This is a genomic window from Yinghuangia sp. YIM S09857, from assembly GCF_051388915.1.
Classification (GTDB): domain Bacteria; phylum Actinomycetota; class Actinomycetes; order Streptomycetales; family Streptomycetaceae; genus Yinghuangia.
The window spans coordinates 22,888-46,722 of sequence record NZ_JBPKBH010000034.1 but is presented as its reverse complement, the minus strand read 5'-3'; the positions used below and the strand labels follow the sequence as shown (position 1 = coordinate 46,722).

Sequence of the window (23,835 nt, the reverse complement as noted above, 5' to 3'; positions counted from 1 at the left end):
CGTCCAGCGGGTCGGATCTCAAAGCCGGGCTTGGTCATCGGCACACCGGGATGCCGGCACACGCCGAACGTCCGCGCTTACCTCGGGGGCGGTTGAGGTTCAACGACAATCCCAACAGGGCCGTTGCGGCGGTGAGTTGTGGGGGTTGGCAGGGGGCCGTCGCGGAGCATGGTCCAGAGCACGTTGGTGACGCGCTGCCCTCGGGCGGCGGTGACGGCGACGGCGGAGGAGTTCTTGACGTTCCCGCTCGGATGGCGGCAGGCGTCTGGTAGCCGGTCAGGAGCATGCCCGGCATCTTGTTGGTGACTGTTAGGGCGTGTTCCGACGCCCTGAGGAACTCCGGGAGTTGATCAACGCCGCCCCCGCATTCCGTCGCCGTCGGTATCCGCAGTCATGGATTGCTCCTACGTGGAGGGCGTGCCGCCTACGGCCGGTTGCCTGCCAAGCGTCGGCACGTCAGTCTTGGGCCCTGGCCGCCACGGCTTGACGGTACGGCAATCCCGTCAATCGACGACGACGTGCTGGAGCGTGAACAAGCCTGTGGTTTTCAGGCGTTTGGCAGGTTGTCCGTCGCTCAGGCCGACCAGGGTGAGCGTGCCTACGCCGGCGGTCTTGCCGGCCAGCACCAGTAGTACCGCTGCACCTTCGGCGCTGATGTGGATGACTTCGGTCAGGTCGACGGTCAGGTCGTGTTCACCGTGGTGCAGGAGTGTCCGTGCCTCCGCCGCGAGCGCCTGGGCGGCGACCTCGTCCAAAGTGTCGAACAGGACGCGGATCGTGTGGCCGGACGTCTTCACCGCCCGCGACGGCCGTTTGGATTTGCCCCGCTTGCGGGCTCGGAACAGCGGCATCGCTATCTCCCGCTGTCCTCGAAGCGCGCGGGAACGTCCCGTACGTCGAGGGAGCTCGTCCGTGGGAGTCCCGGCAGGTCCTGTGCGCTTCGAGCGTTCGCGCAGGATGGAGCCCGGCGGCGCCCGGAGGCGGAAGGCGAGCAGGCGCGGCGGCGGGAGGTTTTGTGTGTGGGGGTTGTTGGCACAGTGCCCTCCTGGACGTGGACGCGTGACGATACGTCGCCGACCAGACTTCCCGGCACACCTGCGGGCACCGTATCGCGCTCACAGGCGACCGACATGTGGGCACGCCGGGGGCGCGTTGTGAAGGTGCAATCCTGCCGTCTGCTGACCCCTGGAGATCCCGTCCCGCCGATTCGGCCGGTGGTGGTCCTCATTTGAACGAGCGCAAGTCCTGGACGGACGCGGGGACGGCACCTGGACTACCGCTTTTGGCATTCCGTTCTCGGTACGAGAGCCGCTCAGTCCCGGGGCAGGCGGATGGGATGCACTCCGAGGATCGTTCCAGGCAACTTCCAACGACGCGGCGGAACGCTGTGTCCTCCGTCGCGTAGGGCCGGGGGGGGTGTCCGGCGTCCCCGGGCCGCAGGGGTCGAGGCGGCGCGCGTGGGTAGGCAGCAAGTATCAGCTTCCGGTTGACCGTCGTCGGGATGGTGAACCGCCGTGGATGCTCCGAAGGACGACGACCCCCGACTCGCCGAGATCGCGCGAGGGCTTGTCGACGACGATCCCGGCTTCGCGGCGCGCCTGGAGCAGCTCGGAGAGGATCTCGCCGCTGACCGGGACGGCGCGAAACGCCTGCGCGCGGTCACCGCCTGGTTCATCGTCGTGGGCTTCGCGGTCCTGCTGTTTCTGGGTGTTCTCATCAGGATCACCGGCAGCGCGGATGCGCCGCCCACTCCGCCCACGCCGCCCACAAGCCCGACACCGGGCACGTCGGCGCCATTGGGTCGGGAGTCAGGCCGTCGTGTTCCAACGCGAACGCCACGAGGCCGTCCCCGGGCTCGCGGCGGCGACGCCGGCGTGAGAAGCCCGCACAGACCAAGGCAGCGGGGTCATGAACCTGCGGTCGCCCCCGACGTTCACGGACGGTGGCACCGGGCGGGCAAGGAGCTGGGCCGGGCAAGGACTGGGGACGCGACGGCTACCGCCCTGTGCGGTGGTCTTGGTGGATGTCGGGGATGCCGTTGCGATCCAGGTCGGCGTTCTCGGCTTTGTACAGGCGACGGTAGAGCACGTCGCGGCGCTTGAGCAGGGGAACGGCCAGGACGGCGGCGAACAGGGAACCGACGAGGACGGCCGCTTTGACGTGCTCGGCGGCGGCCGGGTCGGCGAAAGCGAGTTCGCCGATCAGGAGGGCGACGGTGAAACCGATGCCGGCGAGCACGGCGAGCCCGAACACGTCGGCCCATGCCAGGTCGGGGTTGAGACGGGCACGTGTGAACCGCGCGGCCAGGTAGGTCCCGGCGAAGATCCCGAGTGTCTTGCCGACCACCAGGCCCAGCACGACGCCAAGGGGTTCAGGCCGGGTGAACACGTCGCCCAGCGCCGAACCGGACAGCGTGACCCCGGCGGCGAAGAGCGCGAAAAGCGGAGCCGCGACTCCGGCGGAGACCGGCCGCATGAGGTGCGCGGTTCGCTCACCGGGCGAGGCCTCCTCGGCCGGGTGTCCGGTGCTTCCGTCGTCGCGGCGGGTACGCAGGATCAGGCCCATGGCGACACCGGCGACGGTGGCGTGCACACCGGCGTTGTACGTCAGCGCCCAGATGACGATGCCGAGCGGGGCGTACCACCACCAGCCGCGCACCCGCAGTCGCTGGAGCAGGTGGAAGACGGCCAGTCCCGCGGCGGCGCCGACCAGTGCGAGGACGTTGATGTCGGAGGTGAAGAACATCGCGATGATCAGGATCGCGCCGAGGTCGTCGACGACGGCGAGAGTGAGCAGGAACGCCCGCAGCGCGGACGGCAGATGCGTGCTGAGCACCGCGAGGACGGCGAGCGCGAAGGCGATGTCGGTGGCCATCGGCACCGCCCATCCCTCGGTGCTGCCGCCACCGACCCAGACCGTGGCCACATAGACCCCGGCGGGCACGGCCATCCCGCATGCGGCCGCGACCACGGGCAGCGCGGCGGTGGCCGGGGTGCGCAGTTCGCCGACGACCAGCTCGCGTTTGAGCTCGATCCCGGCGACCAGGAAGAACACCGTCAGCAACCCGTCCGCGGTCCAGTGCCCCACCGACAGGTCCAGGCCGAGCTCCGAAACTCCGAAGTGGAAGTCCCGCACATCGGCATAGCTGCCGCTCCACGGCGAGTTCGCCCACACCAGTGCCACCGTCGCGGCCACCAGCAGCACCACCCCGCCGACGGTCTCGGTGCGCAGCGCGGCCGCCACGGCGGTGCGCTCCGGCCAGGACGGCAGGCCCAAGAAAGTACGGGGTTCCTTCTCGGATGCCATTGCGTCGGTGCCTTCCGAAGCCGGACGGAGGGCGTGCTCGCCCACGGACGCCGACCAGACTTCCCGGCACACCGCGCGTCATCGACGCGTTGATCACAACCCTAACCAGGCGGCACTCTCCGCACACCCACGAGCCGCGGCCGACGGGACGCGCGAGTTCCCGAAACATCGCGGCGCTGCGGGTACGTGTCGCCGACATCGCAACCGCGTCGAGCTCGGCTCCGCAGCACGGCTCCGCAGCACGGCTCCGCGCGGAACACGCCGTCGCGACGCCGTTAAGGCGGCTGACGCGCAAACGTCGGCGCTGATGGGCCAGACCGGGTCGTGCCGGTTCCCGTTCGGTCCGTGACGGCGAGGCAGGCAGAAAGGTGCGCAGGTGAGTTGGCGCGCCGCTACGGCTTCGCGCGGAATGCGTCCGGCCGGAGTTGCGAGGGCCAGTCCAGCAGGCGTGCACCGATGACCGCGGTGTGCAGGACGTAGCGGTGCAGGGGCTCGGCGGGATCGTAGCCGGTGAGTTTCCTGACGCGCTCCAGGCGGTAGGTGAGGGCGCGGACGCTCAACCGAAGCCGTCGAGCACTCTCCGCGGCCACGCATCCCGCGTCGAAGTACACCCACAGTGTCTCCACCAAAGGCGCGGCGCCGCCGCGCGCGTCGCGCAGGGGGCCGAGCACGGTCTGCACCAGGTCCGTCATCGCCTGTCGGTCCCGGGTCAGCACCGGGAACACCAGCAGGTCGGCGGCGCGCAGAACCGGCGCGGGCAGGGGCAGCCGGGAGGCCAGGTCCAGCGCGTGGAGCGCTTCCTCGTAGGAGACCCCCACCCCGCCGGGACCGGGGTGCGGTCGACCGATGGCCACCCGCCCCGCACCCCCCTCACCGCCACCGTCCGCGAGCGCGCGGTCGTGGTGCGTCTCGGTCATGGCGGCGCGTGCCTGGCGGGCGAAGTAGCCGAGCATGTCGTCCTGCCCGCCGGGCGCGACGCACACCAGGCGGCCTTCCTTGGTCGCGGTCAGGATGCGCCGGTCACCGAACCGGCCCACCAGCGCGGCGTCCACGCGCCGCGTCACCGGGTGGGTGTCGTCCAAGGGTTCCGGCCCGACGGCGACGGCGACGGCGTGCTCGTGTGCGAGCCTCAGCCCGAACCGCTCCGCGTGGTCGACCAACCGCGCGACGTCGCCGCGCCCCGACAGCAGGTCGTCGACGAACTCGCGGCGTGCCGCCTCCTCCCGGCGCACCGCCAGGCGCTGCGCGTGCGCGTATCCCTGCCCGACCGCCTCCACCGCCTGGGCGACCGCGCCCATCACCGTCTCCGCAACCGACCGCATCTGCGCGGCCGTCCCCGCCCGCACCGCCCCGGGCAACCGCGGCAGCGCCGCCTGTGCGGCGGCCACGTAGGCGGCGGTGACCCGGTGCTGGGCCACGCCCTCCTGCGCGGCGCGTTCTCCCAACGCTCGCCGCGACTCCACCTCGGTCCGGGTCAGCCGACGGCCGGTCAGTGACACCTCGTCCAGCATGCGGGCGAAGCCGTCCAGCAGATGAGCGGGACACCCGCCCTTCACCACCACCGCCACAACGCCCCACCCCTGTCAGCGGCACCGCCGCGTCGTCTCGTGCGCCCGAAGGCGCTGATGCCTGTTGCCGGCCTGATCGCCGACCGGCCCACGCAGGTCGGTGTGCCTGCCATCTCTCGCCGGTGGTCGGGAACGGTGACGCGGGTCATCCGCAGCCCAGTTCCTCGGCGACGAAATTCAACACCGCGCGTTTGGCATGCGCGTAGTCGGCGTCGGACCCAGTCGTGAAGACGTGGACGAACCGGGACCCCCGGGTGGAGTCACCGGTGGTGTCGCAGCGGACCTCGGTGACGGCGTCGCGGTCGTAGCGCAGGTCCTCGTCGGACAATTCCAGTGGGACGCCGCGGGTTGCGGTGACGGTGGCACGGACGCCGGTGGGAGACAAGGCGTCCACCAACTGCCGGTTGTGAATGACGGTGACGCTGAACAGGCCGGGCCCGAACGCGGCCGCGGAGGCGGCGTCGTCGCGGTCCAGGATCGCGCAGCGGCTGACCGCGGCGCGGACGTCGACCCCGCCGATCCGGGAAAGCTCCTCGCCTTCGCCGTCCCACCGCGCCGGCAATCCGGTGATGCCGCACGCGTTCTGCCCGGCGTCGCGGGGTCGGGGATCGAGGTCGCGCAGGTCCGCGGGATCGAACGGGGTCTGGCCGCCGCAGTCGCGCAGGCGGGCGTCGCCGACCGCGAGCAGCAGCCGCGCGGTCAGATCGACGCTCACCCGGTCGTCGAGCCCGACCGCGGGGACGTTGACGTTGACCAGGCCCTGGCCGCACGGCGTCAAGTACAGCCAACCGTCGGTGCGGTCCGTGCCCGGTTTCACCATGCCGGGCAGCCTCCCGCCGAGGGAGACCGCACCGAGCTGCCACCACAGGTGGGTGCGCAGCGGTGTCTTCATCAGCGTCACGTCCACGGCCCAGGCGCCACGGCGGACCGTGCAGGTCGGGTCTCCCCACCGGTCGGTGGACTCGCTGACCTCCCAACTGCCGCTCTCGGGGGCGGCGTCGGTGAGTATGCTCCGGTCGACGGTCCCCCAGCACGCGCGTTTTGGCAGGCCGGTGGAGCGCTGTGACGCCCACACCGCACCACCGACGACGACCAGCACCAACACCGCCGCGACCAAGCCGAGGCGTCTGGTGTGCGAGCCGGGTATCTGCGGCTTCACCGCGAGTCTCCGTTCCGGTGCGGCGCGCGGAATCCACGGAACGACAGGGCAAGTCCGAGCGGGAACACCACCACTGCGGCGGCGGCGCTCACTGCCACCGTCTCCGTGCCGACGTCCGCGATCCTCGGCAGCGCGTTCAGCGGGGCCCACAGCCACAGGACTGCCAACCCCCAGGCACTGTGCCGTCGCCGTGCCGGGTCGTCGGCACACGCCCCACGCGGCAGGCGCCCGGTCGCGGCCGCCCACGCCGGTGGAAGCATCACCAGCGTCACCACGGCGAACACGACGGCGTGGTAGGCCGGGTTGCCGTTCATGCAGGCCCTCCAAGAAGGGGCGGGATGGAAGCGGGAGTTGACTGCGGTTCAGCGCCTGGGGTTGCGCGCGTCGTCGTAGCGCTTGAGGAGGGCCAGGTCGCGGGCGTGGCGTGCGCGACGCCGCGGCCCCGCCGCGATGGTGAGCAGTGAACCGAGCAGGCACAACCCGCCGACCCCGAGCAGGGGGTATCCCACCGTGCTGCCCACACCGGCCAGCGCACCGCCGGTAGCCAGGAACACCACTGCCGCCCACAGACCGAAGACCAGCCGCAGCGTGACCGGCGGCCGGTGTGCGGCCACCCGAAATCGCGCCCCGGCTGCGGCGGCCGCGCTCACCCCGCCCGCGTCCGGGGCGTCGGGGAGCTGACCCGTCGTGTGCCACACCGCGAGGGAAGCAGCCGCGCGGGCCTGCGCGGGTGGGGTGTCGTCGCGCCGGAAGTCGAGGAACACCGCCGAGCGGGTGGTGGCCACGCGCGTGAGGCGGTAGCCCAGTTCGTGGGCGACACCGGTGGCGCGGTGGCAGGTGGTGCGGCGTGCGTGCCACAGCGTCAGCGTCACGAACGGGCTGCCGTCGAACCGCGCCGACAGACGCGCGTCACCGCCGCGCGGGCTCACCGGCGGCCGCACACAGGCGCGGGCTGCGTCGCGACCAGCGCACGCGGCACATGGGCTGGATCGAAGGAAACCTCGCGTCTCAATCCGCACGATGCCCTGACGAACCCCGCCACCGCCCAGGACGCCCCGAGCCCGTCAGCGTCTGGGCCAAAGCGCGTCCACGGGGTGCGACCGCACCGCGGGATTGTGGGACCCGCCACCCCGCCCAGCATGTCGATCCGCAATGTGTACACAGCCGTCCCCGATCCGCGAACAGAGTCGTCCCTTGTTCGCCGACCAGACTTCCCGGCACACCAGCCCGGACCTTATCCCTTTCGCCGGCGTTCGCGACAGCGACCGCCACTCCACGCGGGTCGTATGCCCGGGCCCGTGCAACTCCCGCGTCGTGCGCGTCGAAGCCGTCGACTCCGACGGCCAACACGGCGTCCTGATCCGCACATGGCCGCGCGCTGAGGCGCTGCGGTCTGCCGTGTCGTACGCGACCGGGCGGACGAATCTTGACGCTTCGTTAACGCCGTCCGCGTTCACGGGGGTCCGGTGGTCCGTACCCTGCTCGGAAACGTTTGCGGGTCGCGCCCCCGGCGCGGGTTCCGGCAACCTGGCCGCTCCTACGCGAGCAGGCCCAGGGCAGATCGGATGTCCAGGACTGCGGCAGGGGGCTTGTGTGGCGCGAGGCGCGTACGGTCGGATCCGGCGCGTTCCGGCGCAGCGCCTGCGTCATCCCGGGCGCATCATCGTCGGTGGCTTCGCTACGGCCGTCGTGGTCGGCGCGGTGCTTTTGTCGCTGCCGTGGGCGACGACTTCGGGGCGCCGCGCCGGATTCGTCGACGCGTTGTTCACGTCCACCTCGGCGGTGTGTGTCACCGGTCTGGTCACGGTCGACACGGGCACGTACTGGTCCGGTTTTGGTGAGGTCGTCATCCTGGTGCTGATCCAGGTGGGTGGGCTGGGCATCATGTCGCTCGCCACGTTGATGGCCGTGCTCGTCTCCCGCCGCCTCGGTCTGCGTGCCCGTTTGGTCGCGCAGATGGAGACCAAGTCGTTCGGGGCCGCGGACGTGCGGCGCGTGGTCCGCAACATCGCGTTGTTCAGCCTGGGGTGCGAGGCGGTCGCGGCGGTGGTGCTGTCCGCGCGGTTCCGGATCGGGTACGACCAGTCCTTCGGGTCGGCCGTGTACGACGGGGTCTTCCACGCCGTGTCGAGTTTCAACAACGCCGGGTTCTCGACCCGCTCGGACAGCCTCATGGGCTACGCCACCGACCCCTGGATCAGCCTCACGGTCACCTTCGCGGTCGTCGTCGGCGGCATCGGGTTCCCGGTGGTGTTCGAACTGGCGCGAACCTGGCGCCGCCCGGCGCGGTGGAGCGTGCTGACCCGGATCACCGTGCTGTTCACGGCAGTCCTGCTCGCCGCCGGGACCGTGGCGGTGATACTGGCCGAGTACAACAACCGCGAGACGTTCGGTGCGTTCACCGGGCCGCAGAAGCTGCTGGCCGGGTTCACCGCGGCGGCGATGGCCCGCACCGCCGGCTTCAACAACGTCGACATCGGCGCCATGACCCCCGAGGGCCTGCTGGCGACCGACATCTTGATGTTCATCGGCGGAGGCAGCGCCGGCACCGCGGGCGGGATCAAGGTCACCACGTTCGGCCTGCTCGCATTCGTGATCTGGGCGGAGATGCGCGGCGAAGCGGCCGTGCACGTGGGGCGCCGCCGCATTCCGCCGCCGAACCAGCGCCAGGCGCTGGCCGTGGTGCTGATGAGCGTGGGCCTGGTCACCGTCGCGACGTTCGCGCTGCTGGGCCTGACCCGGCACCCCTTGCACGCCGTGCTTTTCGAGGCGGTGTCCGCGTTCGCGACGGTCGGACTGTCCACCGGGATCACCCCCGGATTGCCGACGGCCGCGCAACTGCTGGTCGTGGTACTGATGTTCATCGGCCGCATCGGGCCGCTGACGCTGGCGTCGGCACTGGCTCTGAAGCAGCGTCCCCGCCGCTACGAGTGGCCCGAGGAAAGGACCATCGTTGGCTGACCGCGGAAACGAACCCGTCGTCGTACTCGGACTCGGCCGCTTCGGCACCGCCCTGGCGCTGGAGCTGAACCGCGGCGGCACCGAAGTCCTCGCCATCGACAACCGGCCCCGCGTCGTGCAGTCCCTGGCCGGGCAACTGGCCCGTGTCGTGCAGGCCGATTCCACCGACATCGAGGCCCTGCGCCAACTCGGCGTCCCCGAGTTCTACCGCGCCGTGGTCTCCATCGGCACCGACCTGGAAGCCAGCATCCTGGCCACCTCGCTGCTCGTCGAACTCGGCATCGAGGACATCTGGGCCAAGGCAGTGAGCACCCAGCACGGACGCATCCTCGAACGCGTGGGAGCCCACCACGTGGTCTTCCCTGAACACGACATGGGCGAACGGGTCGCCCACTTGGTCTCCGGCCGCATGCTCGACTTCCTCGAAATCGAGGAGGACTACGCCGTCATCAAAGTCCGCCCGCCCCGCGACCTGGTCGGGGTACCGCTACGCGACACACGGGTGCGCTCGCGCTACGGCGTCACCGTCGTCTCGGTCAAAACCGACGACAACCCCTTCACCTACGCCACCGCCGAGACCGTCCTCGGGTACGGCGATCTCATCCTCGTCGCCGGCCGCATCCAGGACGTCGAACGGTTCGCCGCGTCCCAATGACCCCGCGCGGGCGAGCGCACCTGGTCGCAGCGCCGACGTCATCATCACCCCGCCTTCACCCGTGTCAGCGCGGTCCGTTGTCGTGCTCGGTCGGGGGCAGACGTGCGTTCGCGGCCCGCACAGAAAGCAGCGGCCACCGCCGTCCCCGAGACCGCACAGCCCGTCAGCGCCCCCATCCGCGGCAGGTCCGCCGCCGCGCTCCAGGCGAGCTCCCCCACCGCTCCCACGGCGAACCGCCGGCACGACCGCCGCCCCGAACAGCGCCACCAGCACGGCAGTCCAGTCAGGGGTGCTGGTCACGCCTCCGCGTCGGCGGCCCGCGGCTGCGCCCCGGGCTCGGACGCCACGACGTCCCCGGGCCCGGCAGCCGAGGGATCCGCCGCGTCGATGCCCACGTCCTGGGCAGGGACCGTGGACGCCCGCGATGCCTCCGCGGACCCACCCGCGGACGAGCGCGCGTCACCGGGAATGCCGACGAGGGCGTCGACGTGGAACATGCGCGCGACCGGCACGTCGGAACTGCTGTGCGCGGCGATCGAGATGGCGATGGTCACCGCGATGAGGGTGAAGGCCTCCGCTCCCTGTGGGATCCCGGACTGCAACATGAGCAGGCCGTAGACCACCGATGCGAAGCCCTTGGGGCCGAACCACGCGGCGGCCAGTTTCTCCTTGCGGCTGAACCGGGTGCCCACCAACGACAGCAGCAGCGACGCGGGGCGGATGAGCACGATGCACAGCACCGCCGCGACGTAGCCGCCGAGTGACAGGTCGCCGAACAACTCCGGGGTCAGCAGGGCGCCGAACACCAGGAGCGCCGCGAACTTCGCCAGCTCCGCCAGCGACTCGCCCAGCGGCTCGAATGCGGTCTTGCCGCCCGGGGACGCCGACGCCAACACCGCGCCCGCCGCGAACGCCGCCAGGTACGGGTTGGCGTGCGTCAGGTGACACACCGCGTACAGGATCACCCCGGTCGCCAGCGGCAGCAGCGGCTGCAACTTCGGCTCCGCGCCCAACAACCGCAGTCGAGCCAGGCCCTCCACCAGCAGCGGCAGCACCACGCCAAGCGCGAGGCCCGCGGCCAGCTCCAGCACGATCTTCCCGACGGATGCCTCGGCGTGGCCCGCGGTCGGGCCGGCCATCGCGATGAACACCAGCACCACCGGCAGCGCCAGGCCGTCGTTGATGCCGCTCTCCACGTTCAGCAACTGCCGCAGCCGCGCCGGGACCTCCTTGCGCCCGACGATCGCGGACGCGAACACCGGGTCCGTCGGCGCGAGGATCGCGCCGACAAGGAACGACGTCGTCCAGTCCAAGCCCACGACGTAGTGGGTGATCAGGGCCATTCCCACGAACGCCAGCGGCATCCCCAGCCCCAACGCGCGGGCCGGGTTCCGCCACGCGGACCGCAGCGCGGGAAAGGACACGTGCATCCCGTCGGTGAACAGCACCGCGAACAACGCCAGATCCGCGGTGACCACGACGATCTCGCTGTCCGGAGTCACGTGGATCAGGCCGAGGAAACCGTCGCTCACCAGCGCCCCGGCGACCAGGAACAACAGCGATGTCGACAACACCGTCCGGGCCGCCAGCCCCGACACCAGCACCGCGACAAGGAGGGCAACACCGAAGACAGCGACCAGCACCATGACACGAACCCCGATCAGCGAAGAGAGCTATCCCCTGTTCGCCGACCAGACTTCCCGGCACACCGCCCGCGACCCTACCGGCCACGAGACCATTAGGGACAGACCATCACCGTCCCGACACCACTACGCTGCGTGCGTGCCATCGCGGCGGCCGGGCCTCGGGCGGCGAGGCCGCGCCTCAGCTCGCGCCGGACGGTCCCGGACCAACCGATCGGGGGCGCAGCACCTGCGCGGATAGGTCTGCGGCTTTCACTGCCACAACATCAGCAGGTTCGCGCCGTTGTCCGACCACGTGGGCATCCACCAGCCGTCCTGGGCCAGGGTCCGCTGGAGGTAGCCGGTGATCAGCACCGCGGCCCAGAACGCGGGCAGCAACCGGAACAGCCTTCCCAGCCATAACCCACCACCCAGTACCACGAGACCAGGCGCCAACGATCGTTCCGGTGACTCGCCAGAACCGCGTATGGCCGGCGATGGGCAACGCGTATGCTGCATCGAACAGTTGGAAGGCTTTGCGTACGGGGGCGACATGGCCGAGCTGGATCCCGTTCTGGACCGATGGCTGGTGGAACAATCGGCCGGCGAACCGTCGGCGCAGCAGACGGTGGCATCGACCGCGGGGCAAGACGCTTCCGCGTCGGAGACGCATTTGCCGGCGGCCGGCGGGGATTCCGGTGGCACTCCGGACGTCCAGGTCGACATGAACGTCCTGTTCTCGGCCGCCGCGGCGCTCAGGGACATGGCCGACGAGGTCGGGCAGGACACCCGCACCGCCGTGGACGCATCCGGGACCGGCGCAACGCCCCGGTCCTTTCAGCTGCCCGGAGCGGTTGCGCATGTCCACGACCGCTGGCTGGAGAAGCTGACACACCTGACCGACACAATGCACCAGCGGGCCACCGACCTCCAGGACACCGCGAGTCATTGGCGCAAGCAGGACAGTTGGATGGCGAACTACCAGTACGGGGGCTGAGCCGCGTCATGCCGACCGTCCATGAAGTCCTCGTGTACGACACGGCCGCCCTCGACGCCACGGCCGCGGCCTGGGAGAAGCTCGCCAATGCCATGGTGGGCGACGCGGACCGGCTGCGGACGCAGGTGATCGTCCCGTTGTCCGCGGACAACTGGCGGGGTGAGGACGCCAACCAGGCCCGGTCTCGCATCAGGGTTTTCGGCGACCAGTTCGAGGCGATCCGGGCGGAGGCGTCGGCCGCCGCGGCCATCCTTCGGGAGACCATAGGCCTGGTCGAGGCCGCGAAGAACGACATACGCCTCGTCCACACCGAGGTGGCGAGCAGCACCTTCCTGGTGGTCAACGGCGACGGGACGATCTCGATCGCGAACGACTCCGTCGACGACAGCTCACGCCAGGCCTGGCAGGGCTTTTCCGACCGGATCCAGGGCGCGGTCAACCGCGCCGCCGACGCCGACGCCAAGGCCGCCCTGACGCTGAACGCCAACACCGACGCGGGGCCGTCCGGCGACTTCAATGCGAGCGCGCTCGGCGCGGGCCCGGTCGCGGACGGGGTACGCGTCAGTGAGCTGCTCTCCCGGGTCGACAAGCTCAACCCGCAAGAACTCGCGGTACTCAACACGCTGTTGGCGGAGAACTCCGGAAACCCCGACTTCAGCGCCACGATGTTGCAGCGACTTGGCCCCGAGGACCTGCTGAAGGCGACCGCGCTCACGAGCAGGATGGCCCCGAACCCCGGTGACAAGAGCGTGTCGGCCGCCGCGCGCCTCCAGCAGCTCAAGTCCATCCAGACGCAACTCGGCCTCTCGCCGGCCTCGGCCAGTGAACGCCTGTTCCACGACCAGGCGTGGTTCAACGCCTTCAAGGCCGAGGGGCGCGAGCGCATCGAACTCCCCGGCGGTACCAGCGTGTACGGGTACCAGGTGTTCGGCGTGCTCATGCGGCAGGGCACATACCACCCGTCCTTCCTGGAGTTCACCGGCCAGGACATGCTCAGGTTCGAACGCGAGAACGACGGCAGCCAGGTCTGGGAGACCTTCGCCCCTCAGCTCAACCTCAACGGCGCGCCGGACGACGCCGGCCTGGACCCCATGACCGGCCTGTTCACCGCGCTGTCGCGTGACCCGAAGGAGGCCAACCAGTTCGTCACCAACCTCGGCGCGGACGATTTCCGGTACGTCCTGTATGGCCGTGAGCCGATCGCCGACACCGTCACACCGATGAACGGCGCGCCGCCCAAGGACTTCACGTTCGCGAGCCGCGAAGCCCTCGGTCTCGCGATCCAGGCCGGCACCACCGGGGTTGACCCCGCCACGAACGCCCCCGTCCAGCCGCACACGCAGACGCAGGCCGACCTGATGGAACGTGTCGTCAACCTGTACGGCCAGCCCGACCTGAGCGGCTCGATGCCGCAGGAAATCCAGGACGACGTCGCCAAGTCGCTCACGTCGTACATCAGCGACGTGCACGCCAGACTGGCGATCCAAGGCGGCAACCCTCCTGCGGTCTTCCCCGGGTTCGAAGCGGGCGCGCACGCGGTCTTCGACGCGCGGACGCTGACCAACACGATCTACTCGGCGTCGTTCGATCCGAACGCCGCGGTGACGCTGCGCGTCGCCGAGCAGGCCTATACCGGCGCCGGCCTGATCGCGTACGACAACAAGACACACCAGCAGGAGGTACAGAACGTCTGGAACCAGTCCGCGAAGGTCACGGGCATCTTCAACGCCGTGCAGACCGCCGCGGCGCAGGACCAGCAGGCCATCAGCGACGCCGAGTACAACAACAAGGTGCTGTGGCAGAGCAAGTACCTGTACCACGGCCCCGGGGCGATCCTGAACACCGTCCCGCACGTCGGCGACGTCCTGCAACGCAGCATGAACCTGTTCGCCGACTCCTGGGGCGAGGCCAACACCCGCGACACAGCCCCGAAGGTGCAGCAGGAGATCGCCGCCCGCAACCAGCAGGTGCTCACCGAATTCGGGACCATGTACGACAGATGGGGACAGCAGAACGGCATCCCGCCAGCGCAGATCGTGCACGACAAGCTGGCCTTGGAGGACCAGCTGGTGGGCAATGGGCGTGACTACGTCGACTTCACCCGAGGCAAGCAGTGAGCGAGGCGAGACTGCCGCGCAAGGGCGCGCTGGGGGGAGCGCTGCTCACCGCGGCCGCGCTGGTGGCCGGCCTGCTGTGGTGGGCGCCGTGGACGTCGGACGACTCCGGCAAGCCCGATCCCGAACAGGCCTTCTGCCGGGGACTGGTCAGGCGCGGCGAGGTCGAGAGACTGCGGGGACCCGACGGATGGCGGTTGAAAGCCGACTCCAATTACGGACCCACGCCGGTCGCAGACCTGTACATCTGCAACGTCTTCGCAGAGCTCCACAAGAAGGACCCCGGCCGCGTCGAACCGATTGTGCTCAAGCTGGCCGTCGGACAGTTCCTCTCACCTGACAGGCCACCGGACGCCGCCACAGAGGACCGGCCCACGCCCGGTGCGCCGAACGTCCCCTACTTCGACGCCCCGGGACAAGGCACCTTCCGCCATCCGCTTACCGCGTCCCTGCCCGGCTACATCGAACTGAACACCAAGCACCTGTCGCTTGGCTTGTTCCCTCAGTACGCTGTGCGACTCGCCTTGCCAGACTGCTCGGCGTGGGCGGGCCCCGACTCTGCGAACCGGCCGCGATACATGGAGTATCGCCTGCTCTATGAGCCGTGGGACACACCCGTGCCCGAATCCGTCATGGCGACAGTCGCCGTCACGACGGCGAACCGGCTGCTCGACGCCAACAACTGCGACAAGCCGAGGTTCGTCGTCCCGTAGCCGGCGGTGATCGAGCCCCTCCTACACCGGACCGGCCTTCGGTTCCGGAGCGGACGTCGGTTCGGGCGGGCCGACCGGGGGCACGGAAGGTGTCGTCCCGTCGGCTCCCGGTTGTCCCGGGCGCAGGCTGTCGACGAGGCGGAGGATCTCCAGGGGCAGCGGGAAGATGAGCGTGGAGTTCCGCTCACCGGCGACCTCGGCCATCGTCGACAAGATGCGCAAGTGCAGTGCGGCGGGGTGTCGTTCGAGGTGCGCGGCTGCCGAACTGAGGGTTTCGGCTGCTTCGTATTCGCCTTTGGCGTGGATCACCTTGGCGCGGCGGTCGCGCTCGGACTCGGCCTGACGGGCCATCGCGCGGCGCATGGTCTCGGGGAGTTCGACGTCCTTGACTTCGACGAGGGTGACCTTGACGCCCCAGGGGTCGGTGACCTGGTCGATGATCTGTTGGAGGCGCTGGTTGATCTCGTCGCGGTTGACGAGGAGTTCGTCGAGGTCGACCTGACCCAGGATGCTGCGCAGGGTGGTCTGGGCGATCTGCGAGGTGGCCTGGAGGTGGTTCTCGACCGCGATCACCGAACGGTTCGGGTCGACCACGTTGAAGTACGCCACGGCGTTGACCCGCACGGTCACGTTGTCGCGGGTGATGACGTCCTGCGGCGGGATGTCCATGGTCACCGTACGCAGCGACACGCGGATCATGCGGTCGACGAACGGGATGATGAGGAACAGCCCCGGGCCTTTGGCGCCGATGATCCGTCCGAGTCGGAAGATCACTCCGCGTTCGTACTCGGGGACGATCTTGATGCTCATCGCGGCGAGGATGAGGACGACGATGGCGGCGATGATGATGCCGACGAGGGCGCTGTTCACGGCTCACTCCTTGGTCGAGGCGGTTCGTCGGGCGGTGCTTCCGGCCTCTGCGGGACGTCGGACGTGGGTTCCGGCTCCGGGGACGGTCCGGTGTCGGTCGGTCCTGCGACCGGCGGCGCCGCGTCGACGACGAGTAGGAGGCCGTCGCGTGCCGTGACGCGTACGGTCTGCCCTGGACGCAACTGACTGCCCGGCGCGCGTACGGTCCACCAGGCCCCTTCGATCCAGGCTTGGCCGGTGTCCCCGTCGGCCCGGTGTACGACGGCGAGGTGTCCGACGAGGGCCTCGTGACCGGTGGTGGGCGGCGCGCGGCGAGCGCGCCAGGCCAGCCGCCCGGCCAGCAGGGCCCCGGCACCGGTGACCACGGCCACCGGCCACAGCACCGCGGGATCGACGTCGGCCTCCCCGTCGAACAGGAGCAGGCCGCCGACGACGAGGCTGATCGTGCCGCCGACCGCGAACACGCCGAATCCGGCGGTGAAGACCTCGGTGGCGAAGAGGGCGGCCGCAAGCAGAAGGAGCAGCAGGCCGCCGACATTGAACGGCAGGACGCTCAGTGCGGTGAACCCGAGGATCAGCAGTACGGCGCCGGTGACCCCGGCCAGCCCCACGCCGGGAGCGGCAAGTTCGTACAGGACGGCGAGGGTGCCCAAGGAGATGAAGAGAAACGCGAGTTCGGGGCTGGCGAGGGTTTGGCGCACGTTCTCGAAGAAGCCGAGGTCGTCGTGCACCACCTCGGCTCCGGCGGTGTTCAGGGTCACCTCGCGGCCCGGCGCGAGGGTGACGTGCCGCCCGTCCAGCTCGGCGACGAGCTGGTCGAGATCGCCCGCGGTCAGGTCGATGACGCCGGCGTCCAGCGCGGCGCGGTCGGTGATCGAGGTGCCGTTGCGGACCATGTCCTCGGCGAAGGCCGTGTTGCGGCCGCGCTGTTCGGCAATCGCGACGGCGAACGCCGCGGAATCGTTGACGACCTTGTCGCTCGCCGTCTCCCCACCGCCGCTGACCGGAGTGCCCGAGCCGATGTGGGTGCCGGGCGCCATGGCGGCGACGTGCGAGGACAGGACGATGTACGCGCCGGCGGAGGCCGCACGCGCGCCCGACGGCGACACGTACGCCACCACCGGCACCTGTGCGTCGAGGAAGTCGCCCACGATGTCGCGGGTGGAGTCGAGGAGCCCGCCCGGGGTGTCGATCTCCACGATGAACGCCTGCCGCCCGTCGCGTTCCGCGGCCTCGACGCCGTCGGCCAAATGGTCGGCGATCACCGGCGTGATCGTGGTGTCCACGCGGGTCACCAGCACCGACGGCCCCTGGGATCGGCCCTGGGACGGCGGTACGGCCCAGACCAGGGCGAGCACCCCGATCGCCACGAACATCAGTGCGCGTATCAGATGCGCACGTCGTCGGCCTCGGGGCATAGCACACCGCCTCAGGCCCCTTCGCTGCCGCATGCAGCGAAGCCGATACCTTTCCGCTACCCACCACCACAGCGTTGACTCGGTAGCGGGGCATGGAAGGTTCGCGGGCGGTACGGCGCCGGAAAGCAGCGGTGCTTCGGACGTCACCGCAGTGAACCAGAGCGAAGGATCACCGAGCAGCCTGACACGGGTCAGAGCCGGTTGATCTTGCGGCCGCCTGACGTGGCTTCCGCTCGCTGTCCACCCGGCGCCGTCTGCCCTCCCGGAACGTTCGCGCGTTCAGAGCGGCGCGGCGTCGCCGACCAACCGATCACCTGGACCGGTCAATGCGGGTGGGAGGCAGGCGGCGCAACCGGTTCGGTGCGTACGGCGAGCAGGCCGGTGAACTCCGAGGACTGCAAGGAGCGTTCCGGAGCGCTCGCAGTGCCGCGAAGTTGGCCCGTTCGGCGGGTGTCGGCGCCGGGCTCACCGTGCGGTCGGGGCAGGCCGACGTCGATCCGCGTCCGGGCGCTGACCATCACCGTGAGGGTGGCTCCCTCAGCGATATCCACGTGTACGCTGACCGGCTCGCCGACCCCGAGGTGCGAAGGAGTGGCTCCTCCGAGCTCTGCGGGGTCGGGCAGGCAAACCGTGACCGCGTGGCGGCCGACGTCCAGCGGGTACCACCAGGTGGACCAGGAGATCGCGCGCGGCACTTCGTCGACCAGCAGGCGCGGCGGGGCGATCCAGGCGCGGGGATGACGGGCCTCGCGGCGGCCCGCGAGCCACAGGTCGTGTCGTAGGTCGGTGATGACGAGCAGACCGCCTTGCCCGGCCGCTGGTTGCGGAAGTTCGCGGACCGTGCCGCCGAGGAGGTAGCCGTCTCCCAGAGCGTGGCGCGCCTCCACGTGGTGCGGGGACGAGGCCGTTTCCCGGCGGTAGTGGGCGTCTCTGCGACGGCGGCCGGACCTGACGAGTACCGCCGTTGCCACGGCCAGGGCGATCAGCCCGGCGGTGAGCCACCAGCCGCCGTGCGTCGGCCCGCCGAGGCGCGGGCCGACCATCGCGGCAAGGGCGACGAACGCCGCCGTCCACAGCAGCGTCGGCCGGAGCCCGGCTCCCATGTCCCGCGCGGGCGGTTCGGCCAGGACGCCGGTCCTGGCGTATCCGCGCGGTGCGGCGTACTCAAGTTCGACCAGCTCGCCCGGAGCAACTGCCACGGTCCGCACCGCCTCGACGCGGTCACCGCGTACCTCCACCACGTGGTCCCCGGGCGGCACGACGGCGACCATGCGCCCCCAGCCGTGCCAGAGCACCTGGTCGTCGACGCCGATATTCCGCACCGGCGTCCCGTAGGGCGCCACCCAGGCGCTGCCGCTGCGCGAACGTACGGCGATGCCGCCCTGCCCGGCCGGCAGCGGCGGCGGCGGCGGCAGGTGCTCAGGCCATGCCAGCACGGGAAACGCCGGATCCGGGTACGCCTGCGCCGGGTCCGCACCGGTGACCTTCACGCGCGGTGCCCCTCTCCACGAGACAGTCCGCCGAGTATGGCCCACTCGGTCCTTCGCTGCTCCGGCGACGGCGGTTTCGTTGCCGGGATACGGCAGTGACCGCCCGGCCCGGGCCGCGTAGCCTGCGTGATCCGATTCGCGGCGATCATGGAGCAGGGACGGCCGCCGCAGGCGTGAGGGGTATCGGGATGAGTGTGCGCGGTGGTGGGGGCGAGCCCGTCTCGCGGCGTCTGAAGGTGGGGGTCGTCGGCTTCGGCGGTGGCGCGGCTGCCGGGATGGCGCTGGGCGGGGTCGTGCTGCTCTGGATGGACGGGCTCTCGTTCCCCGCCGGCCTGGCGGTGCTCATGGGCACCTTGTTCACCGGCATGGTGCTGCTGGGAGCGGGTGGGGACTTGGCCCGCCACCCCAGGACCGTGGGGTGTGTCGCGTTGGCGGGCGTGGTCGCTGCGGCGGCGGTGTTCGTCTGGTACCGGGCGAACCGCACGGCGGTGGTGTGGGCGGCCGAACGCGACGCCCCTCACGCACCCGAGGCGGTCGGCGCATGGGTGGTCGGCGACACGGTGATTCGCGTGCGGCCGGACCTGGTCACCGCCTACGCCCTGGAGGACGGGCGCACGGTGTGGTCATGGTCCCCGCCCGGGCGAGAGATCGTCTGCGCCATGAGCGCGTCCACGTCGGGTGGTGTGGGCCTGATCGGGCACGCGGACGAAGGACGGGACTGTGCGGCGACGTCGGCCTTGGACGTCTCGTTCGGCGTGATCCGGTGGACCCACCGAACCGGCTCACCGGGCACGGGCCCGGACCTCGCTGCGGACGTGGGATTGACGGCGCCGGCTGCTCTCGCGCTGGTCGACAACGTTGCTGTGGTGCGCGACGGCGAAGGCTGGCGTGGCCTGTCGGTGGCCGACGGCACGGCGAAGTGGCGGGTCGGCGCAGGCGATGGTTGCACGGCCGCACACGTGGCGGCCGAAGCGGGCACCGTCGTGGCCGTGACGCGCTGCCCGGACCGGTCCGCGCGGGCTCTCGTCGTGGACGCGGCCGAAGGGCGCGTGCGTACCTCGGCCGAACTCCCGGTGGCCGACGGCGAGGCGGACTTCGCGGTGCTGTCGGTGGATCCGGTGGTGCTGTGGGTCGACGAGTGGGCCCAACGCGGTACCCGTGCCGTGTTCGTCCTGGACGACCAGGGGCGTGTCAGGGCCACCATCCCCACCGTCGGAACGCACCACGATCTGCTGGTCGGCGCGTTCAACACGTACCACCGACCCCTGTTCGCCGCCCGGCCGGTCCCTGCCGCCGTGGTCGTCGACGGCCTGCTCATCGCCCCACCCGTCAAGCCCGGGGACCGCCGGGTCACGTCGAACAAGGGCGGGTTGAGCGTGGACTACGACGGGCGACTCGCCGCGTTCTCCCTGACCGACGGATCGCGGGTGTGGACGTCCGGCCTCGACGACAAGGTCCAGGGCATCACGGTGCGGGACGGCTCGGTGTGGGCGCTGGGGGTCCGCAAGCTCTTCCGGATCGACCCCGCCGACGGATCGCGCGACCTGGAACTGACGACGTACAACACCGACCATCAAAGTCCGGTGGACCTCCAGGTCCGCGGCGACCGCATCATCGTGGTCGCCGAGGACGGCACCGACCGCCTTCCGCCGGTACGGGTGTTCAAGCCGGACTTCGTGGTCTTCTGACCCGGGCGGCCAGGAGCGCGGCGCGGAACTGGTCGTGCACGTCGGCGAGTTCCTGTGGTGCGTCCGGCGGCGCGGTGGCGTGGCGCGTTGTGTTCGTGGCCCAGCCTGCGATGCCGTGATGGTTGCCGGTCGCGACGGGCACGGCCGAGTTGCGCACGAGGGACGGCACGGCCGGGCTGCGTCCGTCCCGCAACCGGACGTGGACCCGCCAGGTGCTCTGCCGGTGCGTACGATGGAGACGCCGGGGCGCGGCCAAGCTGTCGGTGTGGACGAGTTCGATGTCCTGGACGTCCGCCCACGACAGGCGCCACCGACGGAACACCCCGTGCAGCACAGGCCCTTCTTCGGTCAGGACGATACGTCGTCGGGCCGCCCGCACGGCGATCAGGACGAACACGCCCCAGCACACCGACGTGCTCACGGGCGTGCCCGGGCGCTCGCGCACGATGCTCCGGAACACGACGAGGTTGACGACCGTCAGCAACCACACCGCGCCGACGATCCAGGCGGCCCTCCGCGCGGCCCGAATCCGCGGCTCGTACCGCAGCACCCGTACGCGCCCGGCTTCACTGTCATCCGCAGGCCGAGGCCCCTGACCCGGCGCGGTCGCGGGGTCAACCACCCCACACCGTCACCGCGCTGATGTGCTGCTTGGCGATGAGGAAGAGGTCTTCGTACATGGTTTTCGCGGTCGAGTCGGGCGTGCCGCCGTCGGATCGCACGATCTCGACGATCACCAGGTAGTGGCCGGACGGCATGGATCCGACCCAGCTCCGGTACTGCTCGGAGAACCTCACCCCGGATCCGGACGGCGGGCTGATGAACGCGACGTACTGACCGTCGCTCTGGCCGGCGGAGAGGCGGTTGGCGATGGACTGAGAGGCCCGCTTGTCGGTGAGCGACACCACCGACAGCGCCCCGACGTACTTCTTCGCGGAATCGCTCCACAGGGAGCGGACGATCCCGATGCAGTCGTCACCGAACATCGACCTCATGCCCCGCTCGGCGGCCAGGCATGTGGTCTTGTCCTGGGCGTGTTGGATGTACGGCCTGCCCTGGATCGTGAGCGGACCCCTCTCGGGGAACCACTCGGCGGCGGTGAACGGCTTCTTGTCGCCGGACGCGGTGTTCCAGTCGTTCGTGGGAGCCGTGGACTTGGCCGTGGACGTCGACGTCCTGGACGGACGCGTCGGGGTCGCACTCGCAGCGCCCGGGTTCTTGGCGGGCAGCTTGGTCGAGGCGGTGGTGGGCAGCATGCCCGGGGGCAGGGTGGGAGGCCCGCCGCCGAGCGGCGCTGTGCCGCTGCCGCCGTCGGACAGGGAGACGAGCCCGCCGACGAGGAGCACGGCCGCTACGGCGGTTGCGGCGACGGTGATCCACGGACTCCGACCGGATGGCAAATGGGGGCCGTGCTGAACGCGATTCGGATCCATGCAGGCGGACGCTATTTCCTCAGGCGGTTGTCCCGCTGAGGGATTCCCCCCGAATTCGGCACGCCGTGCGCGAGGATCGCGCCGACGAGGAACGCGGCGGCCAGTCCAGTGCGACGAGGTAATGTGCGACGGCGGCCTGCCGAGGAAGGCCGGCGGCATCCCGGGGCCGAGGGCGCGCACGGGGTTCCTGCTCGCGCTGTCAGACGCGATCGCGCGGATCGGAGACGGCGTCGTCCTGTGGCGGTGTCAGGTTCTTCAGGTGTGCGGTGAGTGCGCGTAGTTCGTCTTCGATGGCTGTGAGGCGGCGTTCGAGGTGTTCGGTGTCGCGGCGTTCCTCGGACTGTTGCTCGGGAAGGATGAGGCGAGTGGCGATGGTCGCGGACACCAGGCCCATCATGCCGATGCCGACGACCATGAGCACGGCGCCGACGAGTCGGCCTTCGGGGCTGACTGGGTGGAGGTCGCCGTAGCCGACGGTGGTGATGGTGCTGATGGCCCACCACAGCGCGTCCGGGTAATCCTTGATGTTCCCATTTGGGTCGCCGCGTTCGGGGGACAGCACCGCGGCCGCGCCGGCGACGACAAGGGTGAGGACGAGGACGACGCTGGTGACCAGAAGCCGTTCTGCGCGGCCCCGGCGGGAGATCATGCCGATGCGGCCGATGACCGCGATCAGCCGCAGCAACCGCACCGCGGGAAGCGCCACCGCAGCCAGGTCCAGCGGGTGGGTGCGCACGAACTCCCAGCGGTGCGGCGCAAGCCGGAGGCGGACGAGGTAGTCGGCGAGGAACGCCGCCCACACCCCGTACTCGATCCACAGCACCGCCGTACCGCGGGCCCGCAGCGCCTCGCTCACCACGAACGTGACCAGCGAGACCACGGCCAACGTCGTCAGCCACGGCGTCGTGGCGTCCTCCCAGCGCCGGTACGCGGAATCCTCCGGCCGTGTCGTCTCTCGGCGCATTGCCGCACCCTCCCCATCAATCGGTGCTCCGCGTCGTCTTCGCCGCGCTCCCCCGACCGTGTCGCGGCCCGGTTCACCGCGTGTGTGGATCCGGCCGCTGCTTCGAGTAGGCAGGGTACGGAAGGCGCTGTTCAGCCGTCGGCCCGGCGTACCGCCCCCGCGGACAACGTCGCCGGATCACCGGCCACCGGCCACCCGATTCCCCGTCACTCGGCTCGACCAGGGGGAAGGCACCTGACGGCTGCCCGTTGCACCCGTCACGCGGCGGGACGGGGCCGCCATCCCGCCGGGCATAGACTTCTGGCCCGTCGTCCGGGCCGCGGAACCGCCCGTCACGGGCCCGGCCGCCGGAGGCGTGTGACCCAACCGAGGAGATCACCAGTGCGGGTGCCACTGACCCGGGGCGAGGACGGCGTGCTGGAGCCGCGACTGACACTCGGCGCGGTGACGGTCCGCGGAGCGTTGTACGGGTTGGTGCTGTTGGTGCTCACCGTGTCCTGGGCTTTCCTGACGCAGGAGCATGACACCCGCGTGGACATTTTGGCGGTCGGCACCTTCCTCGGCCTTATCGGCGGTGGCGTTGTGCTGCTGTGCGGGCTGTTCTTCTGGCTGTGTTCCTTCGGCGACGTCCGTCGCTGGCGGGACATCCCCAGCATGCGCAATCAACACGATGCGGTCGCCGTGATCGGCCCGGCGTTTGCCCGGGTCGGTGTGCTCCTCCTCGTCCCAACCCCGGCCTGCTACGGCCTCGGAGAACTCGTCGCTTCGGCTCCCTACGGCTCCTGGGTGTACGGGCGAGCCTGAGCCCACGCGAGGTCAGCGGCAAGGCCGCGGCGCATCCGAACCGTGGAAACGTCGCAAGTGTGCAACCGCATGC

The 23,835-nt window shown here is 70.5% G+C and carries 22 protein-coding genes; 8 read left to right on the top strand and 14 right to left on the bottom strand.

Annotated elements, in window-relative coordinates; genetic code table 11:
* Positions 1-503: 503 nt before the first annotated feature.
* Complete coding sequence (locus ACRX5S_RS39810) at positions 504-851, bottom strand: hypothetical protein (RefSeq protein ID WP_436778176.1); 348 nt, start codon at positions 849-851, stop codon at positions 504-506.
* 663 nt (positions 852-1,514) lie between these two features.
* Here ACRX5S_RS39810 and ACRX5S_RS39805 point away from each other — a divergent pair.
* Positions 1,515-2,102: a DUF3040 domain-containing protein gene (locus ACRX5S_RS39805; protein WP_436778175.1), complete on the top strand. Its 588-nt coding sequence runs from the start codon at positions 1,515-1,517 to the stop codon at positions 2,100-2,102.
* Here ACRX5S_RS39805 and nhaA read toward each other — a convergent pair.
* The 5 genes from nhaA to ACRX5S_RS39780 form a co-directional block, all read right to left on the bottom strand.
* Positions 1,996-3,306 carry a Na+/H+ antiporter NhaA gene (nhaA, locus tag ACRX5S_RS39800; RefSeq protein ID WP_436778174.1) on the bottom strand — a complete coding sequence of 437 codons (1,311 nt, stop codon included), beginning with the start codon at positions 3,304-3,306 and terminating at the stop codon, positions 1,996-1,998. The two genes, ACRX5S_RS39805 and nhaA, sit on opposite strands and share 107 nt — an antisense overlap.
* Positions 3,307-3,698: 392 nt before the next feature.
* Positions 3,699-4,817, bottom strand: coding sequence for a PucR family transcriptional regulator (locus ACRX5S_RS39795; protein WP_436778193.1), 1,119 nt, complete (start codon positions 4,815-4,817; stop codon positions 3,699-3,701).
* A gap of 202 nt (positions 4,818-5,019) precedes the next feature.
* A complete protein-coding gene (locus tag ACRX5S_RS39790) occupies positions 5,020-6,033 on the bottom strand; it encodes a hypothetical protein (RefSeq protein WP_436778173.1) in 1,014 nt (337 codons plus the stop codon).
* On the bottom strand, positions 6,030-6,347 hold the full coding sequence (locus ACRX5S_RS39785) for a hypothetical protein (protein WP_436778172.1): 318 nt from the start codon (positions 6,345-6,347) through the stop codon (positions 6,030-6,032). Before ACRX5S_RS39785 ends, ACRX5S_RS39790 begins: the two co-directional genes overlap by 4 nt.
* A gap of 48 nt (positions 6,348-6,395) precedes the next feature.
* Positions 6,396-6,962, bottom strand: a complete 567-nt coding sequence (locus ACRX5S_RS39780; protein ID WP_436778171.1) for a hypothetical protein — start codon at positions 6,960-6,962, stop codon at positions 6,396-6,398.
* Positions 6,963-7,626: 664 nt separating this feature from the next.
* Between ACRX5S_RS39780 and ACRX5S_RS39775 the strand changes: the two genes are divergently transcribed.
* Both ACRX5S_RS39775 and ACRX5S_RS39770 read left to right on the top strand, forming a co-directional pair.
* Positions 7,627-8,994 (top strand): TrkH family potassium uptake protein, encoded by a 1,368-nt coding sequence (locus tag ACRX5S_RS39775; protein ID WP_436778170.1) that lies wholly within the window; start codon positions 7,627-7,629, stop codon positions 8,992-8,994.
* Positions 8,987-9,649 carry a potassium channel family protein gene (locus ACRX5S_RS39770; protein WP_436778169.1) on the top strand — a complete coding sequence of 221 codons (663 nt, stop codon included), beginning with the start codon at positions 8,987-8,989 and terminating at the stop codon, positions 9,647-9,649. Before ACRX5S_RS39775 ends, ACRX5S_RS39770 begins: the two co-directional genes overlap by 8 nt.
* A gap of 296 nt (positions 9,650-9,945) precedes the next feature.
* On the opposite strand, the gene ACRX5S_RS39765 is transcribed toward ACRX5S_RS39770, so the two are convergent.
* Both ACRX5S_RS39765 and ACRX5S_RS39760 read right to left on the bottom strand, forming a co-directional pair.
* On the bottom strand, positions 9,946-11,295 hold the full coding sequence (locus tag ACRX5S_RS39765; protein ID WP_436778168.1) for a cation:proton antiporter: 1,350 nt from the start codon (positions 11,293-11,295) through the stop codon (positions 9,946-9,948).
* Positions 11,296-11,544: 249 nt separating this feature from the next.
* Positions 11,545-11,670 (bottom strand): hypothetical protein, encoded by a 126-nt coding sequence (locus ACRX5S_RS39760; protein WP_436778167.1) that lies wholly within the window; start codon positions 11,668-11,670, stop codon positions 11,545-11,547.
* A gap of 88 nt (positions 11,671-11,758) precedes the next feature.
* On the opposite strand from ACRX5S_RS39760, the gene ACRX5S_RS39755 reads away from it, so the two are divergent.
* The 3 genes from ACRX5S_RS39755 to ACRX5S_RS39745 are packed head-to-tail and all read left to right on the top strand — an operon-like array spanning position 11,759 to position 15,095.
* Complete coding sequence (locus ACRX5S_RS39755) at positions 11,759-12,268, top strand: hypothetical protein (protein WP_436778166.1); 510 nt, start codon at positions 11,759-11,761, stop codon at positions 12,266-12,268.
* An 8-nt stretch (positions 12,269-12,276) separates the two neighbouring features.
* Positions 12,277-14,385 (top strand): hypothetical protein, encoded by a 2,109-nt coding sequence (locus ACRX5S_RS39750; RefSeq protein ID WP_436778165.1) that lies wholly within the window; start codon positions 12,277-12,279, stop codon positions 14,383-14,385.
* On the top strand, positions 14,382-15,095 hold the full coding sequence (locus tag ACRX5S_RS39745; RefSeq protein WP_436778164.1) for a hypothetical protein: 714 nt from the start codon (positions 14,382-14,384) through the stop codon (positions 15,093-15,095). Before ACRX5S_RS39750 ends, ACRX5S_RS39745 begins: the two co-directional genes overlap by 4 nt.
* 21 nt (positions 15,096-15,116) lie before the next feature.
* Here the strand turns inward: ACRX5S_RS39745 and ACRX5S_RS39740 are convergent, their stop codons facing one another.
* The 3 genes from ACRX5S_RS39740 to ACRX5S_RS39730 all read right to left on the bottom strand — a co-directional run bounded on the left by ACRX5S_RS39740 (position 15,117) and on the right by ACRX5S_RS39730 (position 18,873).
* A complete protein-coding gene (locus ACRX5S_RS39740; RefSeq protein WP_436778163.1) occupies positions 15,117-15,965 on the bottom strand; it encodes a slipin family protein in 849 nt (282 codons plus the stop codon).
* A complete protein-coding gene (locus ACRX5S_RS39735) occupies positions 15,962-17,341 on the bottom strand; it encodes an NfeD family protein (protein ID WP_436778162.1) in 1,380 nt (459 codons plus the stop codon). Before ACRX5S_RS39735 ends, ACRX5S_RS39740 begins: the two co-directional genes overlap by 4 nt.
* Positions 17,342-17,706: 365 nt before the next feature.
* Positions 17,707-18,873, bottom strand: coding sequence for a hypothetical protein (locus tag ACRX5S_RS39730; RefSeq protein WP_436778161.1), 1,167 nt, complete (start codon positions 18,871-18,873; stop codon positions 17,707-17,709).
* Between the two features lie 188 nt (positions 18,874-19,061).
* On the opposite strand from ACRX5S_RS39730, the gene ACRX5S_RS39725 reads away from it, so the two are divergent.
* On the top strand, positions 19,062-20,561 hold the full coding sequence (locus ACRX5S_RS39725) for an outer membrane protein assembly factor BamB family protein (RefSeq protein ID WP_436778160.1): 1,500 nt from the start codon (positions 19,062-19,064) through the stop codon (positions 20,559-20,561).
* On the opposite strand, the gene ACRX5S_RS39720 is transcribed toward ACRX5S_RS39725, so the two are convergent.
* From ACRX5S_RS39720 to ACRX5S_RS39710, 3 genes are all read right to left on the bottom strand, one after another.
* Positions 20,536-21,051, bottom strand: a complete 516-nt coding sequence (locus ACRX5S_RS39720; RefSeq protein ID WP_436778159.1) for a hypothetical protein — start codon at positions 21,049-21,051, stop codon at positions 20,536-20,538. The two genes, ACRX5S_RS39725 and ACRX5S_RS39720, sit on opposite strands and share 26 nt — an antisense overlap.
* 124 nt (positions 21,052-21,175) lie before the next feature.
* Positions 21,176-21,994, bottom strand: coding sequence for a hypothetical protein (locus ACRX5S_RS39715; RefSeq protein ID WP_436778158.1), 819 nt, complete (start codon positions 21,992-21,994; stop codon positions 21,176-21,178).
* A 199-nt stretch (positions 21,995-22,193) separates the two neighbouring features.
* Entirely contained in the window at positions 22,194-22,958 is a 765-nt protein-coding gene (locus tag ACRX5S_RS39710) for a potassium channel family protein (RefSeq protein WP_436778157.1), read from the bottom strand.
* A 381-nt stretch (positions 22,959-23,339) separates the two neighbouring features.
* On the opposite strand from ACRX5S_RS39710, the gene ACRX5S_RS39705 reads away from it, so the two are divergent.
* Entirely contained in the window at positions 23,340-23,762 is a 423-nt protein-coding gene (locus ACRX5S_RS39705) for a DUF6336 family protein (protein ID WP_436778156.1), read from the top strand.
* Positions 23,763-23,835: the final 73 nt, after the last annotated feature.

Bases quoted from the DNA above. Each gene is read 5' to 3' on its own strand.
- ACRX5S_RS39750 (WP_436778165.1), top strand. From the start codon at position 12,277: ATGCCGACCGTCCATGAAGTCCTCGTGTACGACACGGCCGCCCTCGAC.
- ACRX5S_RS39795 (WP_436778193.1), bottom strand. From the start codon at position 4,817: ATGCTGGACGAGGTGTCACTGACCGGCCGTCGGCTGACCCGGACCGAG.
- ACRX5S_RS39785 (WP_436778172.1), bottom strand. From the start codon at position 6,347: ATGAACGGCAACCCGGCCTACCACGCCGTCGTGTTCGCCGTGGTGACG.
- ACRX5S_RS39710 (WP_436778157.1), bottom strand. From the start codon at position 22,958: ATGCGCCGAGAGACGACACGGCCGGAGGATTCCGCGTACCGGCGCTGG.
- nhaA (WP_436778174.1), bottom strand. From the start codon at position 3,306: ATGGCATCCGAGAAGGAACCCCGTACTTTCTTGGGCCTGCCGTCCTGG.
- ACRX5S_RS39810 (WP_436778176.1), bottom strand. From the start codon at position 851: ATGCCGCTGTTCCGAGCCCGCAAGCGGGGCAAATCCAAACGGCCGTCG.
- ACRX5S_RS39765 (WP_436778168.1), bottom strand. From the start codon at position 11,295: ATGGTGCTGGTCGCTGTCTTCGGTGTTGCCCTCCTTGTCGCGGTGCTG.
- ACRX5S_RS39715 (WP_436778158.1), bottom strand. From the start codon at position 21,994: ATGGATCCGAATCGCGTTCAGCACGGCCCCCATTTGCCATCCGGTCGG.
- ACRX5S_RS39735 (WP_436778162.1), bottom strand. From the start codon at position 17,341: ATGTTCGTGGCGATCGGGGTGCTCGCCCTGGTCTGGGCCGTACCGCCG.
- ACRX5S_RS39725 (WP_436778160.1), top strand. From the start codon at position 19,062: ATGAGTGTGCGCGGTGGTGGGGGCGAGCCCGTCTCGCGGCGTCTGAAG.
- ACRX5S_RS39755 (WP_436778166.1), top strand. From the start codon at position 11,759: ATGGCCGGCGATGGGCAACGCGTATGCTGCATCGAACAGTTGGAAGGC.